An 18,805-nucleotide genomic window follows, 5' to 3' on the forward strand; every position below is an offset into this window, starting at 1 on the left:
GCGCTGAGATACAGGTCATGCCCGGTATCGTCAGCGCGTCATTACATAACGTGCCCAATCGGCAAGCACAGGGAAAATGGTTAAAATGACCCACCGGGTAAGGACGCTGGCATGGCTTACGCTGATAACGGTAAGTCTGGCCCCCTCCTGTTCACAGGCCGAAAAGCCGCAGCAAAATACGCTCCCTGCCATGCTGCCATTTACTGAAAACTCTCTGCTACAGGCTGGCTGGGGGGCCGTGGAAAGGTCCGCGTCCGCCGCGTTGAATGCCCCCATGCAGGAAGGGCTGCCCCACACGAGCATTCCTTTCCGTGCGGAGAGCGGGAATGGTCAGGCCGTTGAAACAGAAAAACAGCGCACATTAACCGCACACCCGGCTGAGTCTTCGCAGCATACAGCCGCTCAGGCTGAGGTGCAGCGGGCCGCAGAGGCAGAGTTCAGTCAGGCGCGGGAAGAGCGCCTTCTTCGTCAATACCCCATGGATGAGGATTTTCTCCGGACCTTTAAACAGCATAAAGAAGTAACATACTCGGAAAGTGGTTTTTGGTATCACATTGATTATGAAGGTGATAGCGTCATTTCGTCAGGTGCAATCGTGGATGTGGTAGTAAAAGAGACGCTGACCGACGGCACCGTCATTCATGATATGGAAATCTCCGGCACCACGCTGTCACAGAAGGTCGCTGATTTTCCACCGCTGTTTAAAGAAGCGATCCTGCTACTGAAGAACCATGGATCGATGACGATGGTGGTCCCTCCGGCACTGGCCTACGGCGAGCGGGGCTATCTCCAGAGGGTGCCGCCTGATGCCACCATGGTCTATCAGTTACGTATTGCTGAAATGTACCCGGAGAACGCGCAGACAGGGGAAAATTCCCCCGGAGACGGAATGAATCCCCGGCCTGACGATATGCGGCAGGCCGGTTTTAGCGCAGATAACGCTGAGTAAACTCGGCCAGCGGCAGCGCCTCAGAGTAGAGATAGCCCTGACCCGTATGGATGCCGTGGGCCAGCAGCGAGTCGCGCTGCTCGCGGGTTTCCACCCCTTCGGCAATGACATCCAGCTGCATGATATCGGCAATCGAGGAGACAATCTGCACCATGGTGTCGTCATGTGGCAGTATCGCCACAAAGCTGCGGTCCATCTTCAGTTTGGCAATCGGCAGGGTTTTAAACTGGTTCAGCCAGTTCAGGTTGGCGTACCCCATGCCGAAGTCGTCCAGCGCCACGGAAACCCCGGCTTGGCTGAGCTGTTGCAACAGGCACAGCGCCTGCTCAGGCTCGCCAATCTGCGCGGTTTCCGTGATCTCCAGCACCAGGCTACCGGGGCGGATCGGGTAGCGGGTCATCAGCGCCTGCAGATGGCTGAGCATCTGCGGTTCACGCAGCTGGACCGCCGAAAGATTAACGCTGAGCGGCAGCGCAATCCCCCGCGCCTGCCAGTCTGCCAGCACCCGGCAGGACGCTTCAAACACCCAGCGGCCCAGCACGGTAATGCATCCGATCTTTTCGGCACTGGGGATCAAATCTTCCGGCAGAGACCAGCTTCCGTCCGGCTGGCGCATCCGTAACAGAGCTTCCGCGCCGACCAGCTGGCCGCTGCGCATATCGATCTGCGGCTGCATCCACAGCGCAAATTGTTCCGCTGCCAGTGCCTGAACAATAACCTTTTCCAGCGCCGTGCACGGCGCTGCGCCAGAACCCGGGTTCTGGTCATCCTGCAGCGCAGTCCGAATCTGCTGGTTACGGTTATAGTTGCGGATCAGCAAACCGATTTCGTCATCGCGATGATAATGCGGCAGCGTCAGCTGATGGTTTGCCACCTGCTGTGCCGTTAAGTCCTGTAACTCATGGGCAATGGTGCGCAGCGGCCGCACCATCAGCCGGTTGATGCACCAGCTGATAGAGACAGAGAGGATCAGCGCCAGCAGCAGGTAGGCGGTAACCATGGTGGAGACGGCGCTGAGGATAAACTGATACACGCGCCAGGAGTCAGCCTGTAAAACCAGATAAGCCAGCGGCTTCGGGTTGGCAGGCTGTACTGAATAAAGCGGAACGGTGATCTGCACCGGCAGTTCAAACAGATCCATGATAAAACGCGGCACCGGTTTTTCAGGTTCAAAATCCGTGTGCAGCGCCTGTAAACCGTTCGGTAGCAGCACTTCTGCGCGCGCCAGAATGCCCGCCGGGCGCAGCGAGTTAAGTATAAATTCAGCCTGAGGGATATCCGCCTTCAGTACGGCCTGTGACAGCGGCTGACGCACGGTATGCGCCACATTTTCCATCTGCTGGGCATAGTCAATCCTGCGCTGCTGCACAAAATGAAAAAGCTGTATGACGATAAAAATGCAAATAGTGACGACGGCAATGCTGGAAATCGTCGCCATTTGCTTAATCGTTAAGGAACGACTGACGCGCAAGCCTGCTCTCCGAAGCGCTGAATTCGTTGTTCAGCGCGTATAGGGCAAAAAACAGCCCTGAGTATATCCTATGGCAACCGCTTTTTAAGCTACCACAAGCCGCAATCGCTCGTTTAGGCGTTTTCCTGGTATTTTGCTGCGGCCGGAGCCGGTGAAAAAGGGTGGGGGCTGCCCGCTGATTAATCGGGTTTATCACACTACGTCATCACCAATCATTCACTGGCAGGGTTTACGTTGTAATGTATATTGACGAAGTTACAAAGGGCCCGGACATTTTATCCGGGCTGTCATTATGCTGGATTACCCTGGTGCGAAATATCTTATGACGATTTCATTTAGCTTAGGGCTGGGTCAGGTGCAAAACGAATTAGTGTTGATGCAATCGCCAGGCTGCTACTGGATGACCGTCAACCGCCAGGACGATGCCCCCCCACTGATACACCCGATCCTCAGCGCTCAGCGCTCATTAGCCCTGATCGGCACGGCCGGCAACCTCCGGCACCTGCTGGCGGCCATCCCGCAGGCTGACGGCCATCACATCCCTCGCTATACGCTGCCAGAAACGCCAGAGGCGCTGGTAGATTTAAGCGCAGCGCTGTCGCGTACTTTCGACGACGAACCCCGGCTTCTGCTGTTTTATACAACATTCAGCACCTGGGAAAGTTTATCTTCAGTGGAGTTCAGCCGCTGGCTCAAAGAGATGCAGACAGGGTTGAGTGCGCGAAATTCAACGCTGTTGATTATCACCGCAGGGGCCGGGGTTGACGGGCTGCGTGATGATTTAAAAAAATGCTATCGCCATTTAGACGGTTTATCCCATCTGGAATGGCAGCAGGAGAGCTGGAATTATCGGGTCCAATGGTGGAGCAATAACAGCGTGATGCTGGTGGACCAATCGCTGCGTCTGACTTTACTTGATGACTCTTTCATTCAGCGGCACGATGCGGCGCAAACGCTCACCTTAGCCTCAGAGGATGAGCCTCTGTATCTGGCTGAAAAAAGCGTGCTGGCGGGGACGCTGCCGCTGTCGGGCATATGGATGTTATTTGATGATAACAGCCAGCTTGCCAGCGCAGTGCAGGTGAAGCAGGCCAGCGCCGCTACGGTGATATTTAACCTGCATGCTAATGAGCAGATTGTCACACTGGCGGGCGATATTCACCGTCTGCGCCGCACCTGTGGCAGTGCCCTGAAAATGGTGGTACGTGAAATGCAGGCCACGCTGCGCTACAGCGATGAGCGCCTGCTGCTGGCCTGCGGCGTCAACCTCATCGTGCCCTTCGACGCCCCCCTGCCGCGCTTTCTGACCGCCCTTGAAGGGTTGCAGGGGCAGAAGTATCACCGCCACGTGGCCGCTGATCTCGGCATTCTGCTGAATTCCATGCAGCCGCTGCAGGAGAAAGGTTACCTGCCGCTGGCGCATTTCTGCCGCTGCGTCACGCAGCTCATCGAAAACCCCCTGCTGCCGGAGAAGGGTAAAGGTCTGCTGGTGGCACTGTGCCCGGCGCCAGAGTTCAGCCCGGAGCAGGCGATAACGCTGTGCAGACCGCGCCGCTACGGCGACCTGTTCACCCGCTCAGAAGACCGCCTGTACCTGTTCCTCACCTCCTGCCGTGAAGCCGACCTGGAGACGGCGCTGCACTACATCTTCGGCCGGCCATCCGCTGAGATTTTCAGCCAGAGAATGACCTGGTTTGAAGATGTGCAGATCCTGGCGGAGGTGAGGAAAATAGATGAAATGACGCCAGGCGACTGACGTAACACGACGTCATCCCGTAAAAAAGGATCCGCAGTGATACTGATGGGAGGGGGCCGATGCGGCTCCGGTTCACACAGCGTGTATGACGGGCGCGTTTGGTGCAGGGGTCGGACATGCCCGACCCCTCAGGGAAGGAAATTAACGGTCTTTCAGCGCCAGATACGTCAGCAGATGCAGGCTGGCAGAGTAATAATCCTCGCTGCTGCTCAATGAATCCGTGATATAGCCCGTATCATCCAGCGTCAAATCCCGCACTGCCAGCAAACCGCCCGCCATCATGTACGGCGCTGGATTATTGCTTAGCACGTCAATCCACGCCGGGGTTTGCAGGCGCTGGAAGTTCATCCAGAAACGCTGGAACGGCACCAGCTGCAACGACTGCGCATCGTACCAGTGCAGATAGAGCGGAATGCGGATGGCATCGTAGCTGAAACGCGGCGGCCAGGCGGTGGCCGGAGCCATCGAGCCGTCGGCGTTCATCGCCACCCAGTCCAGCGGCAGACCACTGTCACCAAAACGCATCTCAGACAGCATTTCCAGCCCGTCACTGGTCAGCGCATTCCACACTTTCAGATGACTGCGCCGGGCAAAATCACGCCACGCCGGGAAGATAAAATAGGCCGGGTTCAGTACCACATAGCTGGTTTTATTGAAGCCCTGCGCACCCGGCAGCATCACGGTACGGCCCGCAAAGGTGATCACGTTATGGGCCACAATCGCCCGCTGAATGCGGTCGGACTGCTGTAAATACGCCGGTTCCTGCCACTTCTCACCCGCTTTGAGCAGCGCCCAGGCGATCAGCACATCACCGTCGGAGGCGTTGTTTTTATCGCTGACCGGATCGGCGTTACCAGGGATATACTTCCAGTAAAACAGACCGTTAGTCGGGTTACTCAGGTTGTTTTGCGTCCAGCGCCACAGGCTGTCAAAACTGCTGCGGTCGTTGTAATACACCGCCATCAGCATCCCGTAACCCTGGCCTTCCGTGTGGCTGACGTTTTTATTGCCCGTATCCTGAATGCGCCCTTCTGACGTCATAAAGCGGGTTTTAAAGGTGCTCCAGCCGTCTGCGGCACTGGCCTGGGCGATCCCCAGCGCCAGTGCGAACAGGATGATGCCCGTTCTGAGCATTGCCATCATCGTTTTCCTCATGATTGGTAGCGGAAACGCAGTGAACTTTCACCGGTCTCTTCACAGGTTAGCGCCACCTTATCGCTGCCGCCCTGAACGCGCAGCCAGCGGGCGTACAGCCCCATCAGCACCGCGCCCAGCGCCAGACGCCACTGACGATCCGGCATCACGCCGTCGCCCGGCGGTAAGGCCAGATGATCGATGACGATCGCCGTTTCAGACGGTTGCAGATCGACAAATCCCCAGTTGAAGCGGCCCAGCACCTGATTGATCTGCGTTTCCAGATCCGCCACGGTGGCGATGGCGCCCAGCGGGTAACGACTGGCGAGGTTATCGCCCATCTGGCGTAAAAACGCCTGACTTTCGCGTTCACCGGCATTATTCAGCATCCCGTTAATCATCACGCTCAGCAGATCAAACCAGCCCGGCTGGTACTGTTGCTGACGGTAATACTGCAGAGTGCGTTCCTGTAACTGACTCATGCTTATTTGCCTCCCAGCATGTAGCGGAAGTAGAGCTGCGCTGTACTTTCGTTATAGTCGCCAAAGGTGTCATAGCCCAACTGACCGCCGATGGTAACGTCTTTGTTGATTTTGTAATCCGCACCCGCGTGCAGGTTGTAACCAATGCCGCTCTTGCTGCCGCCGCTGAAGTAAGCCTCTTTGGCGTAGCCCGCCGTCACGGCATTTTCCAGCAGTGACTGGTAATCGCTGTTGTTCGGGAAGTAAGCGCTCTGGTCCTGAGTGTAGGACTGATAGCCCGCCGAACCGCCCACCTTCACGCTCAGGTCATCATAGGTCTGGGTGAAGTCCACCGGGAACGACACGCTGACATAGTTCTGCGGGCTGAAGTAGCCGCCCTGACCGTAGCTGAAGTTGCTCAGGTTCTTCGAGAAGTCCATCCAGCTGATGTTGATCCCGGTTTTCAGTTCGCGATCGCTGAAGTGGAACGGACGCACGTAAGCACCGGCACTTCCCATTAACGAGGTGTTGCTGGCGACGTTTTCACCCTGGTAGCTGTAGCCGCCCGCGCCGACGTAGAATCCGGCGTCGCCGTCATCGTAGCTCAGCATCGCGTTGCCGCCGTTTTTGGTCACGCGGCCCCAGCTTTTCCCGGAGTATTTGTCCTTCACGCCGACATAAGAGAGCAGGCTGTCGGTCACCGCACGGCGCTCACCGGTCAGGATCAGCGTCAGGTAGTCCGTCAGCTTCGGCGCCCACTTCACGCCACCGACCAGCGTGCTGAGGTCCTGGCCCAGCGGCGTACTGCCGAGGTCAATCTTGTAGCTGTCGCCGCTTAACGCCAGGTTCAGCTCGACCCCGCTGGCGGTCTGGGAATCCGTCGCGGATGAGGTCGCGGTATCGACGTTCACCTTACGTGACGAGGTTGCCAGGTATCGTGCCAGCGTGGCGTTATTGTTCAGGTTCTGCAGGTTGCTCAGACCGCTGTTGGTGAACGGGTTGAAGTCTGCACTATCAATACCGTTAAGGTTGTTCAGGGCGGCACTGACGCCGGGGTTAGCCGCATCAAAGGTGGCTTTCTCGGCGGCAGTCAGGCCGCTGTAGTTGGTCTGCTCGTTCTTGATATTCTGGATCAGGTTCTCGACGGCGACGCTGGAGCCACCGGTGCCCAGGCGACGATAGGCGTCGCCGCTGGCGCTGCCTGCGCTCAGGGTCATTGGCGTGACGGTAAAGTCAAAGCGCGCATCCCCCAGCGGAGAGCTGGACCACACCAGCGGCGCTTTGGCTTCGGTCAGCTTGCTTAAACCGTTTTCGCCGTCGCGGGCGCGGATCTGAACCCCGCCCTGCATCCAGGTGCCGGTATCCTTTTGCAGCTCGTCCATCATGGTGTCGATCTGGTGCAGCGTCTGGTTCTGCTGCGTGGCGGCCGCAGAGCCACCGCCGACCAGGGTCAGCCCGCCTTCGGCTCCGTCGATGTCCCGATAGTCTCGCGCATCCGGGGCCTGCTGCCACGGCATCGTATTGCCATACACCGACGGCGACTTGCGTACCGTCATGGTGGTGCGGTTGATAAACGGGTTATCAGACAGCGTCAGGCCACCCATACCGGCCGCGCTGCCCACGCTGCTGCCGTCCAGGCCAATCATCTTCCCTTTGGCGGTGCGCAGGTAGCTCAGCGCCTGGTTGTGGTCGCCTTCCGCTTCGGAAACGCGTGCCAGCAGCAGCAGGCGTTCCGGCGAAGGCTCACCGCGCAGGCCGCTGGTCAGCGCACGGGCTTTTGGCACGTCATTCAGCGCCAGGGCGGTGTTGATCGCCCCTTCACGCGCATCCTGCGTTTCCGTATCACGCGTCATCAGGTAGTCATACACCACCGCCGCTTCTTTGTTCATTTTGCCGGACTGGTAGAGACGTGCCATGGCAAACATCAGGTCGCTGTTCTGCGGATCTTTCTGCAGTGCGCCAATCAGCTTGTCGTAAGCCGCCGCGTACTGTTTACGTTCGCGCAGGTTATCCACTTCATTAATCACGCCGCCGTTACGAATAGCGGCCAGCTGGGTGCTGGTACTGCGCGCCTGAAGCTCCGGGCTGTTGAGGAAAGCCTGAGCTTCGCCGCCGAGGCCCGCCTGATTCAGCACCGCTACCTGCGCCGCATAGTCCCCGGCGTTACCCTGAACGCCGCGCTGCATGCTGGCTCGCACCACGGACACCGCCGTAGTCATATCACCCGCCTGCGCCAGGCCTTTCGCCAGGTTGCCCGCATCGGCCGGATTCTGCGGCGGGTTCGCCGCCAGCGCTTTCAGCGTATTGGCTGCCGCTGCGTTCGAACCCTGTGCCAGATACTGCTGAGCGACGGACATCTGCTGATTGAAGTTCACCCGCTGGATAAGCGCGCGCATTTCGGCGTTCTGGCTGCGGGCCGGAATACGTGACAGCAGGCTCTGCGCCTGGGTCCAGGCTCCACTTTCGCTGGCAAACAGCGCAGCGGCGTAAACCTCATTGCTGCTGGCCCCGTTGCGGAAGGCGGGCTGCATCACGCCCGCAGCAGCGGCAGAATCCCCCTGCTGCTGATAAATACGGGCGAGATCAAGACGCAGCCAGCCGTCGGCCGGGAAGCGCTGCATCCCCTGTTGCAGAATGCTGATAGCGCGCTGCGGGTTTCCTGCCGCCAGCGCCTGTTTCGCGTCACGGCGCACCGGATCGCTGGTCGCCACCGGGCGCGGCGTCACCGCTTCACGCACGCTGGAGGGCAGAGAAGCCAGCATCGTATTGGCTTCGGCGGTGTTGCCCTGCTGACGCAGCACGTAGAACAGCCCCTCTTTCGCCGGGCGGTTATCCGCATCGCTCGCCAGCACGTCGCGGTAGGTCTGTTCAGCCTGAGCCAGCTGATTATTGCGGCGCAGCACGTCGGCGCGGAACAGCTTCGCGGCCACGCCTTTCTCGCCTGTCGCCTGGGTTAACGGTGCGCTCAGGCTCAGCGCCTGGGCACTGTCACCGGATTTCTGTGCCTGCTGGGCCGCAGCCAGCTGGCCGTAGAAACGGGCATCCGCCGCCTGCTGCTGACGCTGCTGGCTGTCGGTGCCGCCCAGTTTAGCCGCGCGCTCCAGATAGTCTGCCGCTTTGGCGTAGTCGCCGCTGCGCTGTGCCACATAACCCAGACCGGCCAGCGCATCTGCATCTTCCGGGTTAGTTTGCAGAACCTGGTCAAAGGCGGTCTGAGCGCCGCTGACGTCGCCGCTGTTCAGGGCGGTAAAACCCTGACCCTTCGCCGCGCCGCCAACGTTTTTACGGAAGTAGTCCATCACCGTCTTATCCTGCGGATGACGCTGCTGGTAGTTTTGATACAGCGGCGCATCGCCCGGCTGCGGGCCGAGCCACAGCAGTCCCTGACGCAGGGAGCGATCGGCGTCGGCGTTGCCGCCCGCCAGCCCTTCCAGCGTTTGCAGGCCTTCACGGCGGGTGGCTTCCTGATAGGTCAGCGCCTTACCCAGCGCCAGTTTCGCGCCGATGTCCTGCGGATGCTGTGCCGAGAACTGGCGCAGGTTGTCCACCGCCTGCGGCAGCAGGGTGCGGTCACCGGCCATGGTCAGGTAATATTCCGCCGCCACGCTGGCCGGAGGCTCATTGCCGCTGAAGGTATTGCGCCAGGTCTGTAGCGCGGCGGCCGTGTTGCCGCTGCGCGCCTGCTGACGGGCGAGCGACAGCTGCGCTGCCGGGATAGTTTGCAGCTGACGGGCGTTGTCCAGCTCCACCAGACGCGGGTCCTGTGGAGAGACCTGGCTCAGGCGCGCGCGCCATTTAGCAGCGGCGGCACCGTCGCCGCCCTGCTGTGCCCACAGCGCCATCAGGTACAGTGCCTGAGCGTTGTTGCCGTCAACCATCAGCACTTTGTTCAGCGCATCGCGCGCCAGCTCATCGTGGGCTTTCTGATGCCAGTAGTTCGCCTGGTCAAACAGCGCCTGAATCGCCGGGTTGTTGTCTGCGGCAAACAGCGGGAACGCCATTACCGACAGCGCAAGACCGCTGCCGATCATCCAGCAATGACGAATTCTGGCGGTTAAGGGGGTCAGTCTGGTTTTCATCATTCTTTCTTCTCGCCAGAGGTATTGGAATTATTCTGCGGGTGCAGACGACGCCGCGAGTGACGCTTCAGCAGGACGTATACGCTCAGACCCACCAGCACTGAACAGAACAGCGCCAGTAACGCCAGCAGCACCGCATGCTGGTTGGCATACCACACCACCATCATGTACCACGGCATCTGCCCGCTCGGGAACATGGCCCCCACGCGGAAGCTGCGGATGCCGTTCTCATCGGTGATGATCGCCGTATCGCCGCGAATACCCGCATTGATACGCGATGACGTCATGTCGTTATGCAGACGCGCCAGCTGGTTATCGTCGGTGGCGACGGTCATGACCACCAGACGGCTGCTGTTCCACGGCGAGCGATAGCTGATAAAGCCGCGCCAGTCTTCGTTCGACGAGAAGTAGCGGTCAGCGTCCAGCGTCTGGCGGTTCCAGTCGCCGGTCAGCCAGCCGCGCAGGTTGTCGAGGGTGTTGGGTACTTTCACGCCCAGCGTGTGGTTGTTCAGCTCGTACGGCGATGCTGCCAGCATATCGCGGTTAAAACCGGTCTGCGCCAGGGTGGAAACAGAAAGAATATCGCTGTTTTCCAGGCGACCGCGCAGCGTGCCGCTGGCCGGAATACCAAACATCACGCTGTTCTGGGTCAGCGCCACGCCGGTGGCGTTGCCGGAACGGCCTGCCATATCCAGCAGGGTGCTGATCTCAGCATTACCTGGCTTCTCAGGCAGCATCAGCACCGTCTGCGAATAGTCAGCCAGACGCGAGAACGGGAAAGAGGCCCCGACGAAGTAAGAGAGGTTCGGCAGCAGCGTAAAGTGACGGGTGTTGCTCAGGTCGATAAACGAATTGTCCTCAATCCGGCTCTTGATATTGTTATTGGTCAGTACGCTGCACGGTGCGCTGGCCTTCGGTTTGATGTTGAAATAGAGCTGCATCTGGTTATCACCGTAAATCAGGTACGGTTCCAGCTTCAGGGTGTATTTCTCCTGACGCGCGTCGCCGCCCAGACGGTGCCAGATATTCTCCAGCAGCCCGACCTTGTTTACCGTCAGGTTACGCAGGAAGGTGCCGTTCAGCGTGACGTTGAGCAGGGAGCTATCTTCATCAATCCAGCTTTCTGACGGGAATCGATAGTTAAGCTGTACCGGAATGGTGTCGCCGTCCCACAGGAACAGGTCAGGCGCCGCGCGGAAGTTCACGCGCAGCGCATCGTGCCAGATGCCGGTGGTGGTCAGGTTCTGATCTTTACGCAGAAGCTCGCTGAGACGCACCGGGCGCTCGGTATTGATCCAGCGCGGCGCATCGTAAGGCTTACGCTGCGGCATACTCTGCGGAACCACCGCCAGGGCAGACTCGTCGATGCTGACAGGCTGTAACAGACGCCAGGTGGCCTGACGCAGCTGATCGTCACTTTTCCCCACAATCAGCAGCAGCTTGTACACCGGATTGTCGGGGTTATCGACGATATGCAGTGACGGACCTTCGCTGTCGGGCAGGGTCAGGCTGCCGATTTTTTCGCCGGGGTGACCCAACACCACGCCGTTTTTCTCCGGCAGCCGATCGCGCAGCACCGGGAAGCTGATGCCGCGATAGTCCGCCTGAATGCCCATCCACGAGGCGAGTATCGCCGCCGCACTGACTTCACCCGGCGTGACGTCTTCGCCGAACACCATGGCCACGCTGGCCGGACTCATCCGCAGCGGGTCAATAAACGGGCGCGGGAAGTTGCGCAGGCTGGTGCCGATGTTCAGCTGCTGGCCTTCCAGCGCCAGCGTGGTTTTCGGCAGGATGGTCACCTGGTACTGTTCGGCGCTGTCGCGCTCGCACAGCAGCTGGTCGGCATCGTTAATTTTAAAGCTCAGGTTGTTGCTGGAGACCACCATCGCGGCCGGAATATCCAGCTGATAGTCTTCGCTGGCGCGGTCAGAGGCGCTCAGCGGCAGGGTGCCCAGCGGCTGACCGTTCAGCATCAGCTGCAGCGAGGTGTTGCGCGCCGCCAGCGCCTGAGACACTTTCAGCGACAGATTCAGACGTGCGTTAGTGACCACTTCATCCGTTGGCAGCGTAAAAACGATGCCGGACTGCAGCTGACCGCCGGTCAGGGTAATGCCCCGGCTCTGGCCCATCTGCGCCACGCTCACCGTCGTGCTCAGCGGCTGGTTGAGTGACACCGCAGGCTGAGCGGCCGGCTCGTCCATCACCGGAGCTGGCAGCGGCGGCAGGCCCGCAGGCAGCCCTTCGTTGGTGCCCGGCGGCAGCGCCTCTTCATCACCGGCAGGGAGATCGCCTTCCGCCATAGCCGCAGCCGCAGGCTGAGCATTCTCAACGGGTTGCGCTGGCGTCGCAGCAGGCTGAGCGTTCTCAGCGGGTTGCGCTGACGTCGCAGCAGGCGCAGCAGCCGGGGCCGCGGCGGATCCAACATCCGCCGGAGGCGGAATATCTGACAGCGCGCTGCTGTCACTGGTGACGCTGGTCGGATCGGCCTGAACGTTGCCCAGGGTCAGTAAGGTACTCAGGCACAGTGCACGGAGTAATAATGGCTTCATACCGCGCTATCCTCTTCCACTTGCGCCTGATTTTTTTTTCTTGCCCGACGGTCCTGGAAGGTCAGCCAGAACAGTTCAAATACGGTACGGATAATCGTCAGCAGCGAGCGCAGCGGTTTATCTTTGCGCCCCTGCGGCTGGATCCAGGCATCAGCCCGCGAGAGCACCACGCGCACCAGCTCACGGCGGCGCGACAGCGGCATCTCATCGAACTGCAGGCGGATCACGCCGTTTTCAGCGCCGATAATCTGTACCGGAATGGAGATCACCCCGGATTGCAGGATCACATCAATCGCTTCAATGTCGTCGTTTTCATGACGCTGGTCAGGGGCGTTGATCTGCGCTCCGCCCATCGACAGGTTGACGGTATTGGTACGTGATGAGATGCCGTTGGCGTAATGCACCACTACCGGCAGATCGACATCAATACGGATGGTTTTACGCACCTGTTTGGTTTCACGCGCGACGGCGATCGCCGCCATCAGAATAATCAGGCTGAAGGTGGCCCAGCCGACGTTCAGCGCAATGACATACGGATCGACGCCGAAGTAATCATGGGCGGTGGCGCGGATAATCCCGCTCACCACGCCAACCAGCAACAGCAGCGCGCAGATGACGTGCGGACGCACAATGTTGAAATCAAAGAAGCCGACGTCCAGCAGGCCGCCCTTATCCGTCACGTTGAACTTGCCGTGCTTTGGCGAAATCATCGTAAGCAGCGTCGGGATCACCAGGTGGAACGCCATCACCGTCTCATAGATTTCCCCCCAGAAGGTGGCGCGGAAGCGGCCGTTCATACGGGAGTTAACGTACAGCGACATCACCAGGTGCGGCAGCACGTAGGCGAAGATCAGGCTGGCCGACGAGTGAATGATATTCAGGTTAAACAGCAGGTACGCCAGCGGCGCCGTCAGGAAAATGACGCGCGGCAGACCAAACTGGAAGTGCAGCATCGCATTGAGGTAGCACAGGCGCTGCTGCCATTTCAGGCCCCGGCCAAACAGCGGATTATCCACGCGGAAAATCTGCGTCATACCGCGCGCCCAGCGGGTACGCTGCACGATGTGCAGGCCGAGACGTTCGGTCGCCAGACCGGCCGCCAGCGGGATCGCCAGGAAGGCCGAGCCCCAGCCGAGACGCTGCATTTTCAGCGCCGTGTGGGCATCTTCGGTAACGGTTTCTACCGCAAAGCCACCGATCTCTTCCAGCGCTGAACGGCGGATCACTGCACAGGAGCCGCAGAAGAAGGTGGCGTTCCAGTTGTCGTTACCCTGCTGTACCGGGCCATAGAACAGTGCGCCTTCGTTCGGAATTTCACGCGCCGCTTTCAGGTTGCGCTCAAACGGGTCCGGGGAATAGAAGTAGTGCGGCGTCTGCAACAGCGCCAGCTTGTCATCTTTCAGGAAGGCACCCACGGTCGCCTGCAGGAAGGTACGCGTTGCCACGTGGTCACAGTCAAAGATGCAGATCAGCTCACCTTTGGTGATTTTCATCGCGTGGTTAAGGTTACCGGCCTTGGCATGGCGGTTATCATCACGCGTGATGTAGCCCACGCCGACGTCGGCGGCAAAGCGGGCAAACTCGCTGCGTTTACCGTCATCCAGCAGGTAGACTTTGATTTTGTCACGCGGGTAGTCGATGCACTGCGCGGCCAGCACGGTATCCCGCACCACATCCAGACTTTCGTTATAGCTGGGAATGTAGACATCGACCGTGGGCCACAGGCTGACATCATCAGGCAGCGGCTCAATGGTACGCTTAAGCGGCCATGACGTTTGCAGGTAACCCAGAATTAATATCAGCCAGACGTAAAGCTCGGCAATAAATAATCCGATGCCGAGAATAGCTTCAACCTCAGAATTAAAATGCAGCGTTTCCGTCGCACGCCAGTAAATATAGCGCGTCGACATCATGGCGGAGAGCATCACCATGACCAGCGAGATTTTTTTGCTTTTGCTGACCCCTAATAAAAACAGGATAGCAATCGAAATCAAGCCGAAAATATATTGTTTCTGGCTATCCATCGGGGTAATAACGATGACGGCTGCGAGAGGGGATAATACCAGCAGCAGAAGATAAAACAGGACTTTGTTCATAAGTCATCCTGAATACGGATTGTTATAATTCGTGGTACAGACCACGCGTCTTCAGGCGTCCCTGCCTGGCCATAAAGCTGTTAACGGGACTTGAGCGGGGCGTGCATTTCACCGTCGCCGACTTTGATATTGAGCAACGCGGAAAGGCGCTTGCCGATCAGCTCAATATCAAATGCCGCAGCGGACACCGGGCTAAAATCAAAAATCGACTGCTGGGAAGCATTGGCTTCCGCCACGCTTTCATCGCGATTCACCACGCCCATCAGCTTGTCGCCCAGGCGCTGCTGCATGAAAGCGGTCACATCACGGCTGATGTTCCGGCGGCTGTCACTCTGGTTAAGAATAAAATAGTGACCGCCACGCTGGTTCAGCGCGCCGCCAATCATTTTTTCGTTTTCAATCTGCGGCAGCAGGGAAAGTGAAGCGGTGTCTGCCAGCATGACCACTAAATGCATATCGGCCAGCGCGGTCATAGCTTTAAGGGCAGGACCCGGACCCGGCGGGAAATCGGCGATAATCACCAGGCCTGGATAGTTGAGGACCGAGTGCAGCCCACGGGCGAGAAAGTTGGGATCGTTCGTCAGATTATTTTCAAATTCAACGCGCTGCTCTTCACTGACTTCACCATAGGGCAGTACGAAGATATTGCCGCCGGTCGTCAGGATGGACTGGCTCCAGTCGGAAGATTCGGCCGATTTTGCCACAAATCCGCGGCCATCCGACAGCGGAACGCCAAAGTGCAGGCGCAGGGCGTTCTGCACGTCAAAATCGATCGCCAGCACCTTGCTGCCGCCGCGTGCAAGCGCGTGAGCAAGGTTGGCTGCCATGGTGGTTTTACCCACGCCGCCTTTAGGGGAGCAGACACAAACTAACGGCATGAGGCAATTTTCTCCAGCAGGGGTTGTAACAACATATCTTTCGGAAGCGACGCGGAAGCCGGTGCGGCCGCGGTGCTAAACAACTGTTTATAACTGACGCTGGCGGGCGCATCGGCCACGGATGGCGCAGGCGGTGCCCGCACGACGTCGGGCGCAGGCTGCGGTGCGGCAGCCGTAACGGCGGCCAGCTGTTCCAGCAGGGAAGCCCCGGACACTGCGGTCTGCTGTACTGCCGGCATGGCGCGCAGCGGAGCCGATTCAGCGGCAGGTGCGGGTGCCGTTTTCACTGGCTCAACCGGCGCGGCAACAGGCGGCTGCAGCGAGGCCGAGATATCGCCCAGCAGCGAAGCGCCAATGCGGTCGGATGGCGCGGGCGTGGTGGCAACAAAAGACTGCACCGTCAGGTGTGAGGTGACAGGCGCCGAACTGGCTGGCGGGGGCTCAAAGGCCGCAGGATCAACCGGCTGCGGTGCCGCCCGATCGACGCGTTGAACGCTATCCAGTACCGACCCTGCGCCCTCATTCAGCAACTGTTTGATCACCGCCCAGTTGGTGGTGTCGGAGTTGATCGCCTGCTCGGACATGTCTTTGAATTCAATATGGTTTGTTTGCGTTTTTTCTTTAAAACGCTGCAGGTCATCATAGCTGTTCATGAGTATGATCGCGCAAGGTGGATGATTTCGCGGCAATATAACATATAAATTTTAAATCACTCAGACTATTCTCATACCACAGATAAAAGGTTTTGAATGAATAAATAACGTGAAATAATTAAAATTATTGATTGCATAAGCAATATATCAACAGGGTGATTATTTGCCTTAATCGATTATTTGACACGCGCTTAATTAAGCTATTCCATTTAATTGAAATACCTTTTTCATAATGACACTTTCATTTTGCGTCATTGCCGGTGTGATGGTTAAGACTATCCCATAATCCACTCCGTTACCGTGAAAATTTGACATAAGTCACTGGCAAAAGCCCTTCCGACACTGCATTTCTTCGCCATACTCAGATTCCGCTTAAGTATTACAGATTAGAGGGCTGTTGATTGAGCATAGCAGTGCCTGAGAAAACATGCGTTTTGCTTAAGGATTTTGTGTGATCGGCAACAGCGGGCCGACCGGAAAAAAAGGTCGGCCCCTACAAATGGCCGGGTGGTCATCGCAGGGGATACGATGATCTGTAGGGGTCGACCTTCCGTTTCGGTCGACCCACAGGCAACGGGATACGGTATTCGTAGGGGTCGACCTTCTGTTTCGGTCGACCCAAAGACAACGGGATACGGTATTCGTAGGGGTCGACCCACAGACAGCGGGATACGATATTCGTAGGGGTCGACCTTCTGTTTCGGTCGACCCACAGACAGCGGGATACGGTATTCGTAGGGGTCGACCTTCCGTTTCGGTCGACCCACAGGCAGCGGGATACGGTCGACCCGCTGGTTAGGCCGCCGGGTTCTCGTCCTGCTCGACGGCGAAGCAGGCCACCTGATGACCACCGTAAGACTTCAGCTGCGGCTGCAGCTGCACGCAGGTGCCAAACTGGCGATGGCAGCGCGCATTAAAAGCACAGCCCGGTGGCGGATTCAGCGGGCTTGGCAGCTCGCCGGTCAGCTTGATGCGCTCGCGGCGATCGTCCGGGTTAAGACGCGGGGTTGCCGACAGCAGCGCCTGGGTATAAGGATGGCGCGGGTCAGAGAAAATCTGCTCTTTGCTGCCCTTCTCCACACAGCGGCCCAGGTACATCACCATCACTTCATCCGCGATATGCTCCACCACCGACAGGTCGTGCGAGATAAACACGTACGACAGCCCCAGCTCCTGTTGCAGGTCCATCATCAGGTTCAGCACCTGCGCACGCACCGAGACGTCGAGCGCGGAGACCGGCTCATCGGCAATCAGCACGTCCGGGTCCAGCATCAGACCGCGCGCAATGGCAATACGCTGACGCTGACCGCCAGAGAACATATGCGGATAGCGGTCGTAGTGCTCGGTTTTCAGGCCGACCTTCGCCATCATTGCCAGCGTCTTCTCCCGGCGTTCCGCTTTGGTGAGGCTGGTGTTAATCAGCAGCGGCTCTTCGAGGATCTGGCTGACCTTTTTGCGCGGGTTCAGAGAGCCGTACGGGTTCTGGAACACAATCTGGATTTTCTGACGCCTGAGCTTCTGCGCCTCCGGATCGTGCTTCAGCAGGTCCTGCCCCTGATAGAACAGCTGACCTTCCGTCGGCGTTTCGATCATGGTCAGCAGACGGCCCAGCGTTGACTTACCGCAGCCGGACTCCCCGACCACCGCCAGCGTTTTTCCGCGCTCCAGGTCGAACGACACGCCGTCCAGCGCTTTCACCAGGCGTTCCTGACCAAACAGGCCTTTTTTCACCGGGTAGTGTTTTTTCAGATCGATGGCCTGCATCAGCAGGGTCGCTTTATCGTGTTCAGGCTTCATAGGCTGGTCTCCCGGCATCGTCCAGTGGGAAATGACATTTGGACTGACGCCCGGCAATATCACGCAATGGTGGCTCTTCGCTGCGGCAGCGATCTTTGGCATACGGGCAGCGCGGGTTCAGCAGGCAGCCGTTCGGGCGGTCGTACTTGCCCGGCACCACGCCCGGCAGTGACGCCAGCCGGGCTTTATCCGCCGCAAACTCCGGCAGCGCACGCAGCAGCGCCTGAGTATAAGGATGACGCGGCGCTTTAAAGATATCGACCGCCAGGCCGGTTTCCACGACCTGACCGGCGTACATCACAATGATGTGCTGAGCGGCTTCCGCCACCAGCGCCAGATCGTGAGTGATCAGGATCAGCGCCATATTCTCCTGACGTTGCAGATCGAGCAGCAGCTCGATGATCTGTGCCTGGATGGTGACGTCGAGCGCGGTGGTCGGTTCATCGGCAATCAGCAGCTTCGGACGGCAGGCAATCGCCATTGCAATCATGACGCGCTGGCTCATGCCGCCGGACAGCTGGTGCGGGTAAACATCCAGACGTGACGCCGGGTCAGGAATACCGACCTGATTAAGCAGGTCGATCGCCCGCTGGCGACGGGTGCGCTTGTTGCCGCCCTGATGCACCTTGATCGCTTCCATGATCTGGAAGCCCACGGTGTAGCACGGGTTAAGGCTGGTCATCGGGTCCTGGAAAATCATCGCCACGTCCGAGCCCACCAGCTGGCGGCGCTCTTTTTCGGAGATGCGCTTCAGGTCGCGCTGGTTAAACACCAGGTTGTCGGCCATCACTTTGCCGGGGTAATCAATCAGCCCCATAATCGCCAGCGAGCTGACCGATTTACCGGAGCCGGACTCGCCAACGATACCGACAACCTGCCCCTGCTCTACCTGATAGCTGATGCGGTCAACGGCGCGGAACGGTGCTTTATCGTCGCCGAAATGCACCGAGAGTTTATCTACAGTTAATAGTGCCATCTC

General features: G+C 58.7%; 12 protein-coding genes. 2 read left to right on the top strand and 10 right to left on the bottom strand.

The window, feature by feature from the left end; translation table 11 throughout:
- Window positions 1-85 precede the first annotated feature (85 nt).
- Window positions 86-949 (top strand): FKBP-type peptidyl-prolyl cis-trans isomerase, encoded by an 864-nt coding sequence (locus ABEH87_RS13690; RefSeq protein ID WP_346576929.1) that lies wholly within the window; start codon window positions 86-88, stop codon window positions 947-949.
- Here ABEH87_RS13690 and ABEH87_RS13695 read toward each other — a convergent pair.
- Complete coding sequence (locus ABEH87_RS13695) at window positions 927-2,420, bottom strand: EAL domain-containing protein (RefSeq protein ID WP_346576930.1); 1,494 nt, start codon at window positions 2,418-2,420, stop codon at window positions 927-929. The two genes, ABEH87_RS13690 and ABEH87_RS13695, sit on opposite strands and share 23 nt — an antisense overlap.
- Before the next feature lie 322 nt (window positions 2,421-2,742).
- On the opposite strand from ABEH87_RS13695, the gene bcsE reads away from it, so the two are divergent.
- A complete protein-coding gene (gene bcsE, locus ABEH87_RS13700) occupies window positions 2,743-4,176 on the top strand; it encodes a cellulose biosynthesis protein BcsE (protein ID WP_346576931.1) in 1,434 nt (477 codons plus the stop codon).
- Between the two features lie 141 nt (window positions 4,177-4,317).
- Here the strand turns inward: bcsE and ABEH87_RS13705 are convergent, their stop codons facing one another.
- The 9 genes from ABEH87_RS13705 to dppD form a co-directional block, all read right to left on the bottom strand.
- Window positions 4,318-5,316 (bottom strand): glycosyl hydrolase family 8, encoded by a 999-nt coding sequence (locus tag ABEH87_RS13705; RefSeq protein ID WP_346577148.1) that lies wholly within the window; start codon window positions 5,314-5,316, stop codon window positions 4,318-4,320.
- A gap of 11 nt (window positions 5,317-5,327) precedes the next feature.
- Window positions 5,328-5,792 (bottom strand): cellulose biosynthesis protein BcsD, encoded by a 465-nt coding sequence (bcsD, locus tag ABEH87_RS13710; protein WP_346576932.1) that lies wholly within the window; start codon window positions 5,790-5,792, stop codon window positions 5,328-5,330.
- Between the two features lie 2 nt (window positions 5,793-5,794).
- On the bottom strand, window positions 5,795-9,850 hold the full coding sequence (locus ABEH87_RS13715) for a cellulose synthase subunit BcsC-related outer membrane protein (protein ID WP_346577149.1): 4,056 nt from the start codon (window positions 9,848-9,850) through the stop codon (window positions 5,795-5,797).
- Window positions 9,850-12,402 carry a cellulose biosynthesis cyclic di-GMP-binding regulatory protein BcsB gene (gene bcsB, locus ABEH87_RS13720; protein WP_346576933.1) on the bottom strand — a complete coding sequence of 851 codons (2,553 nt, stop codon included), beginning with the start codon at window positions 12,400-12,402 and terminating at the stop codon, window positions 9,850-9,852. Before bcsB ends, ABEH87_RS13715 begins: the two co-directional genes overlap by 1 nt.
- Window positions 12,399-14,498 (bottom strand): UDP-forming cellulose synthase catalytic subunit, encoded by a 2,100-nt coding sequence (bcsA, locus tag ABEH87_RS13725; RefSeq protein ID WP_346576934.1) that lies wholly within the window; start codon window positions 14,496-14,498, stop codon window positions 12,399-12,401. The genes bcsB and bcsA overlap by 4 nt, the downstream gene beginning before the upstream one ends.
- An 80-nt stretch (window positions 14,499-14,578) precedes the next feature.
- Window positions 14,579-15,376 (bottom strand): cellulose biosynthesis protein BcsQ, encoded by a 798-nt coding sequence (bcsQ, locus tag ABEH87_RS13730; protein WP_346576935.1) that lies wholly within the window; start codon window positions 15,374-15,376, stop codon window positions 14,579-14,581.
- Entirely contained in the window at window positions 15,367-16,029 is a 663-nt protein-coding gene (bcsO, locus tag ABEH87_RS13735; RefSeq protein ID WP_346576936.1) for a cellulose biosynthesis protein BcsO, read from the bottom strand. The genes bcsQ and bcsO overlap by 10 nt, the downstream gene beginning before the upstream one ends.
- Before the next feature lie 795 nt (window positions 16,030-16,824).
- Complete coding sequence (dppF, locus tag ABEH87_RS13740) at window positions 16,825-17,826, bottom strand: dipeptide ABC transporter ATP-binding subunit DppF (RefSeq protein WP_346576937.1); 1,002 nt, start codon at window positions 17,824-17,826, stop codon at window positions 16,825-16,827.
- Window positions 17,816-18,802, bottom strand: coding sequence for a dipeptide ABC transporter ATP-binding protein (gene dppD / locus ABEH87_RS13745; RefSeq protein WP_346576938.1), 987 nt, complete (start codon window positions 18,800-18,802; stop codon window positions 17,816-17,818). The genes dppF and dppD overlap by 11 nt, the downstream gene beginning before the upstream one ends.
- Between the last annotated feature and the right edge of the window lie 3 nt (window positions 18,803-18,805).

Source organism: Erwinia sp. Eh17-17, from assembly GCF_039675725.1.
In the GTDB taxonomy this organism is placed as follows: domain Bacteria; phylum Pseudomonadota; class Gammaproteobacteria; order Enterobacterales; family Enterobacteriaceae; genus Erwinia.

Excerpts from the sequence above, each read along its gene's own strand:
- ABEH87_RS13690 (WP_346576929.1), top strand. The coding sequence starts at position 86 with ATGACCCACCGGGTAAGGACGCTGGCATGGCTTACGCTGATAACGGTA.
- bcsE (WP_346576931.1), top strand. The coding sequence starts at position 2,743 with ATGACGATTTCATTTAGCTTAGGGCTGGGTCAGGTGCAAAACGAATTA.
- ABEH87_RS13705 (WP_346577148.1), bottom strand. The coding sequence starts at position 5,316 with ATGGCAATGCTCAGAACGGGCATCATCCTGTTCGCACTGGCGCTGGGG.
- bcsD (WP_346576932.1), bottom strand. The coding sequence starts at position 5,792 with ATGAGTCAGTTACAGGAACGCACTCTGCAGTATTACCGTCAGCAACAG.
- ABEH87_RS13715 (WP_346577149.1), bottom strand. The coding sequence starts at position 9,850 with ATGAAAACCAGACTGACCCCCTTAACCGCCAGAATTCGTCATTGCTGG.
- bcsB (WP_346576933.1), bottom strand. The coding sequence starts at position 12,402 with ATGAAGCCATTATTACTCCGTGCACTGTGCCTGAGTACCTTACTGACC.
- bcsA (WP_346576934.1), bottom strand. The coding sequence starts at position 14,498 with ATGAACAAAGTCCTGTTTTATCTTCTGCTGCTGGTATTATCCCCTCTC.
- bcsQ (WP_346576935.1), bottom strand. The coding sequence starts at position 15,376 with ATGCCGTTAGTTTGTGTCTGCTCCCCTAAAGGCGGCGTGGGTAAAACC.
- bcsO (WP_346576936.1), bottom strand. The coding sequence starts at position 16,029 with ATGAACAGCTATGATGACCTGCAGCGTTTTAAAGAAAAAACGCAAACA.
- dppF (WP_346576937.1), bottom strand. The coding sequence starts at position 17,826 with ATGAAGCCTGAACACGATAAAGCGACCCTGCTGATGCAGGCCATCGAT.
- dppD (WP_346576938.1), bottom strand. The coding sequence starts at position 18,802 with ATGGCACTATTAACTGTAGATAAACTCTCGGTGCATTTCGGCGACGAT.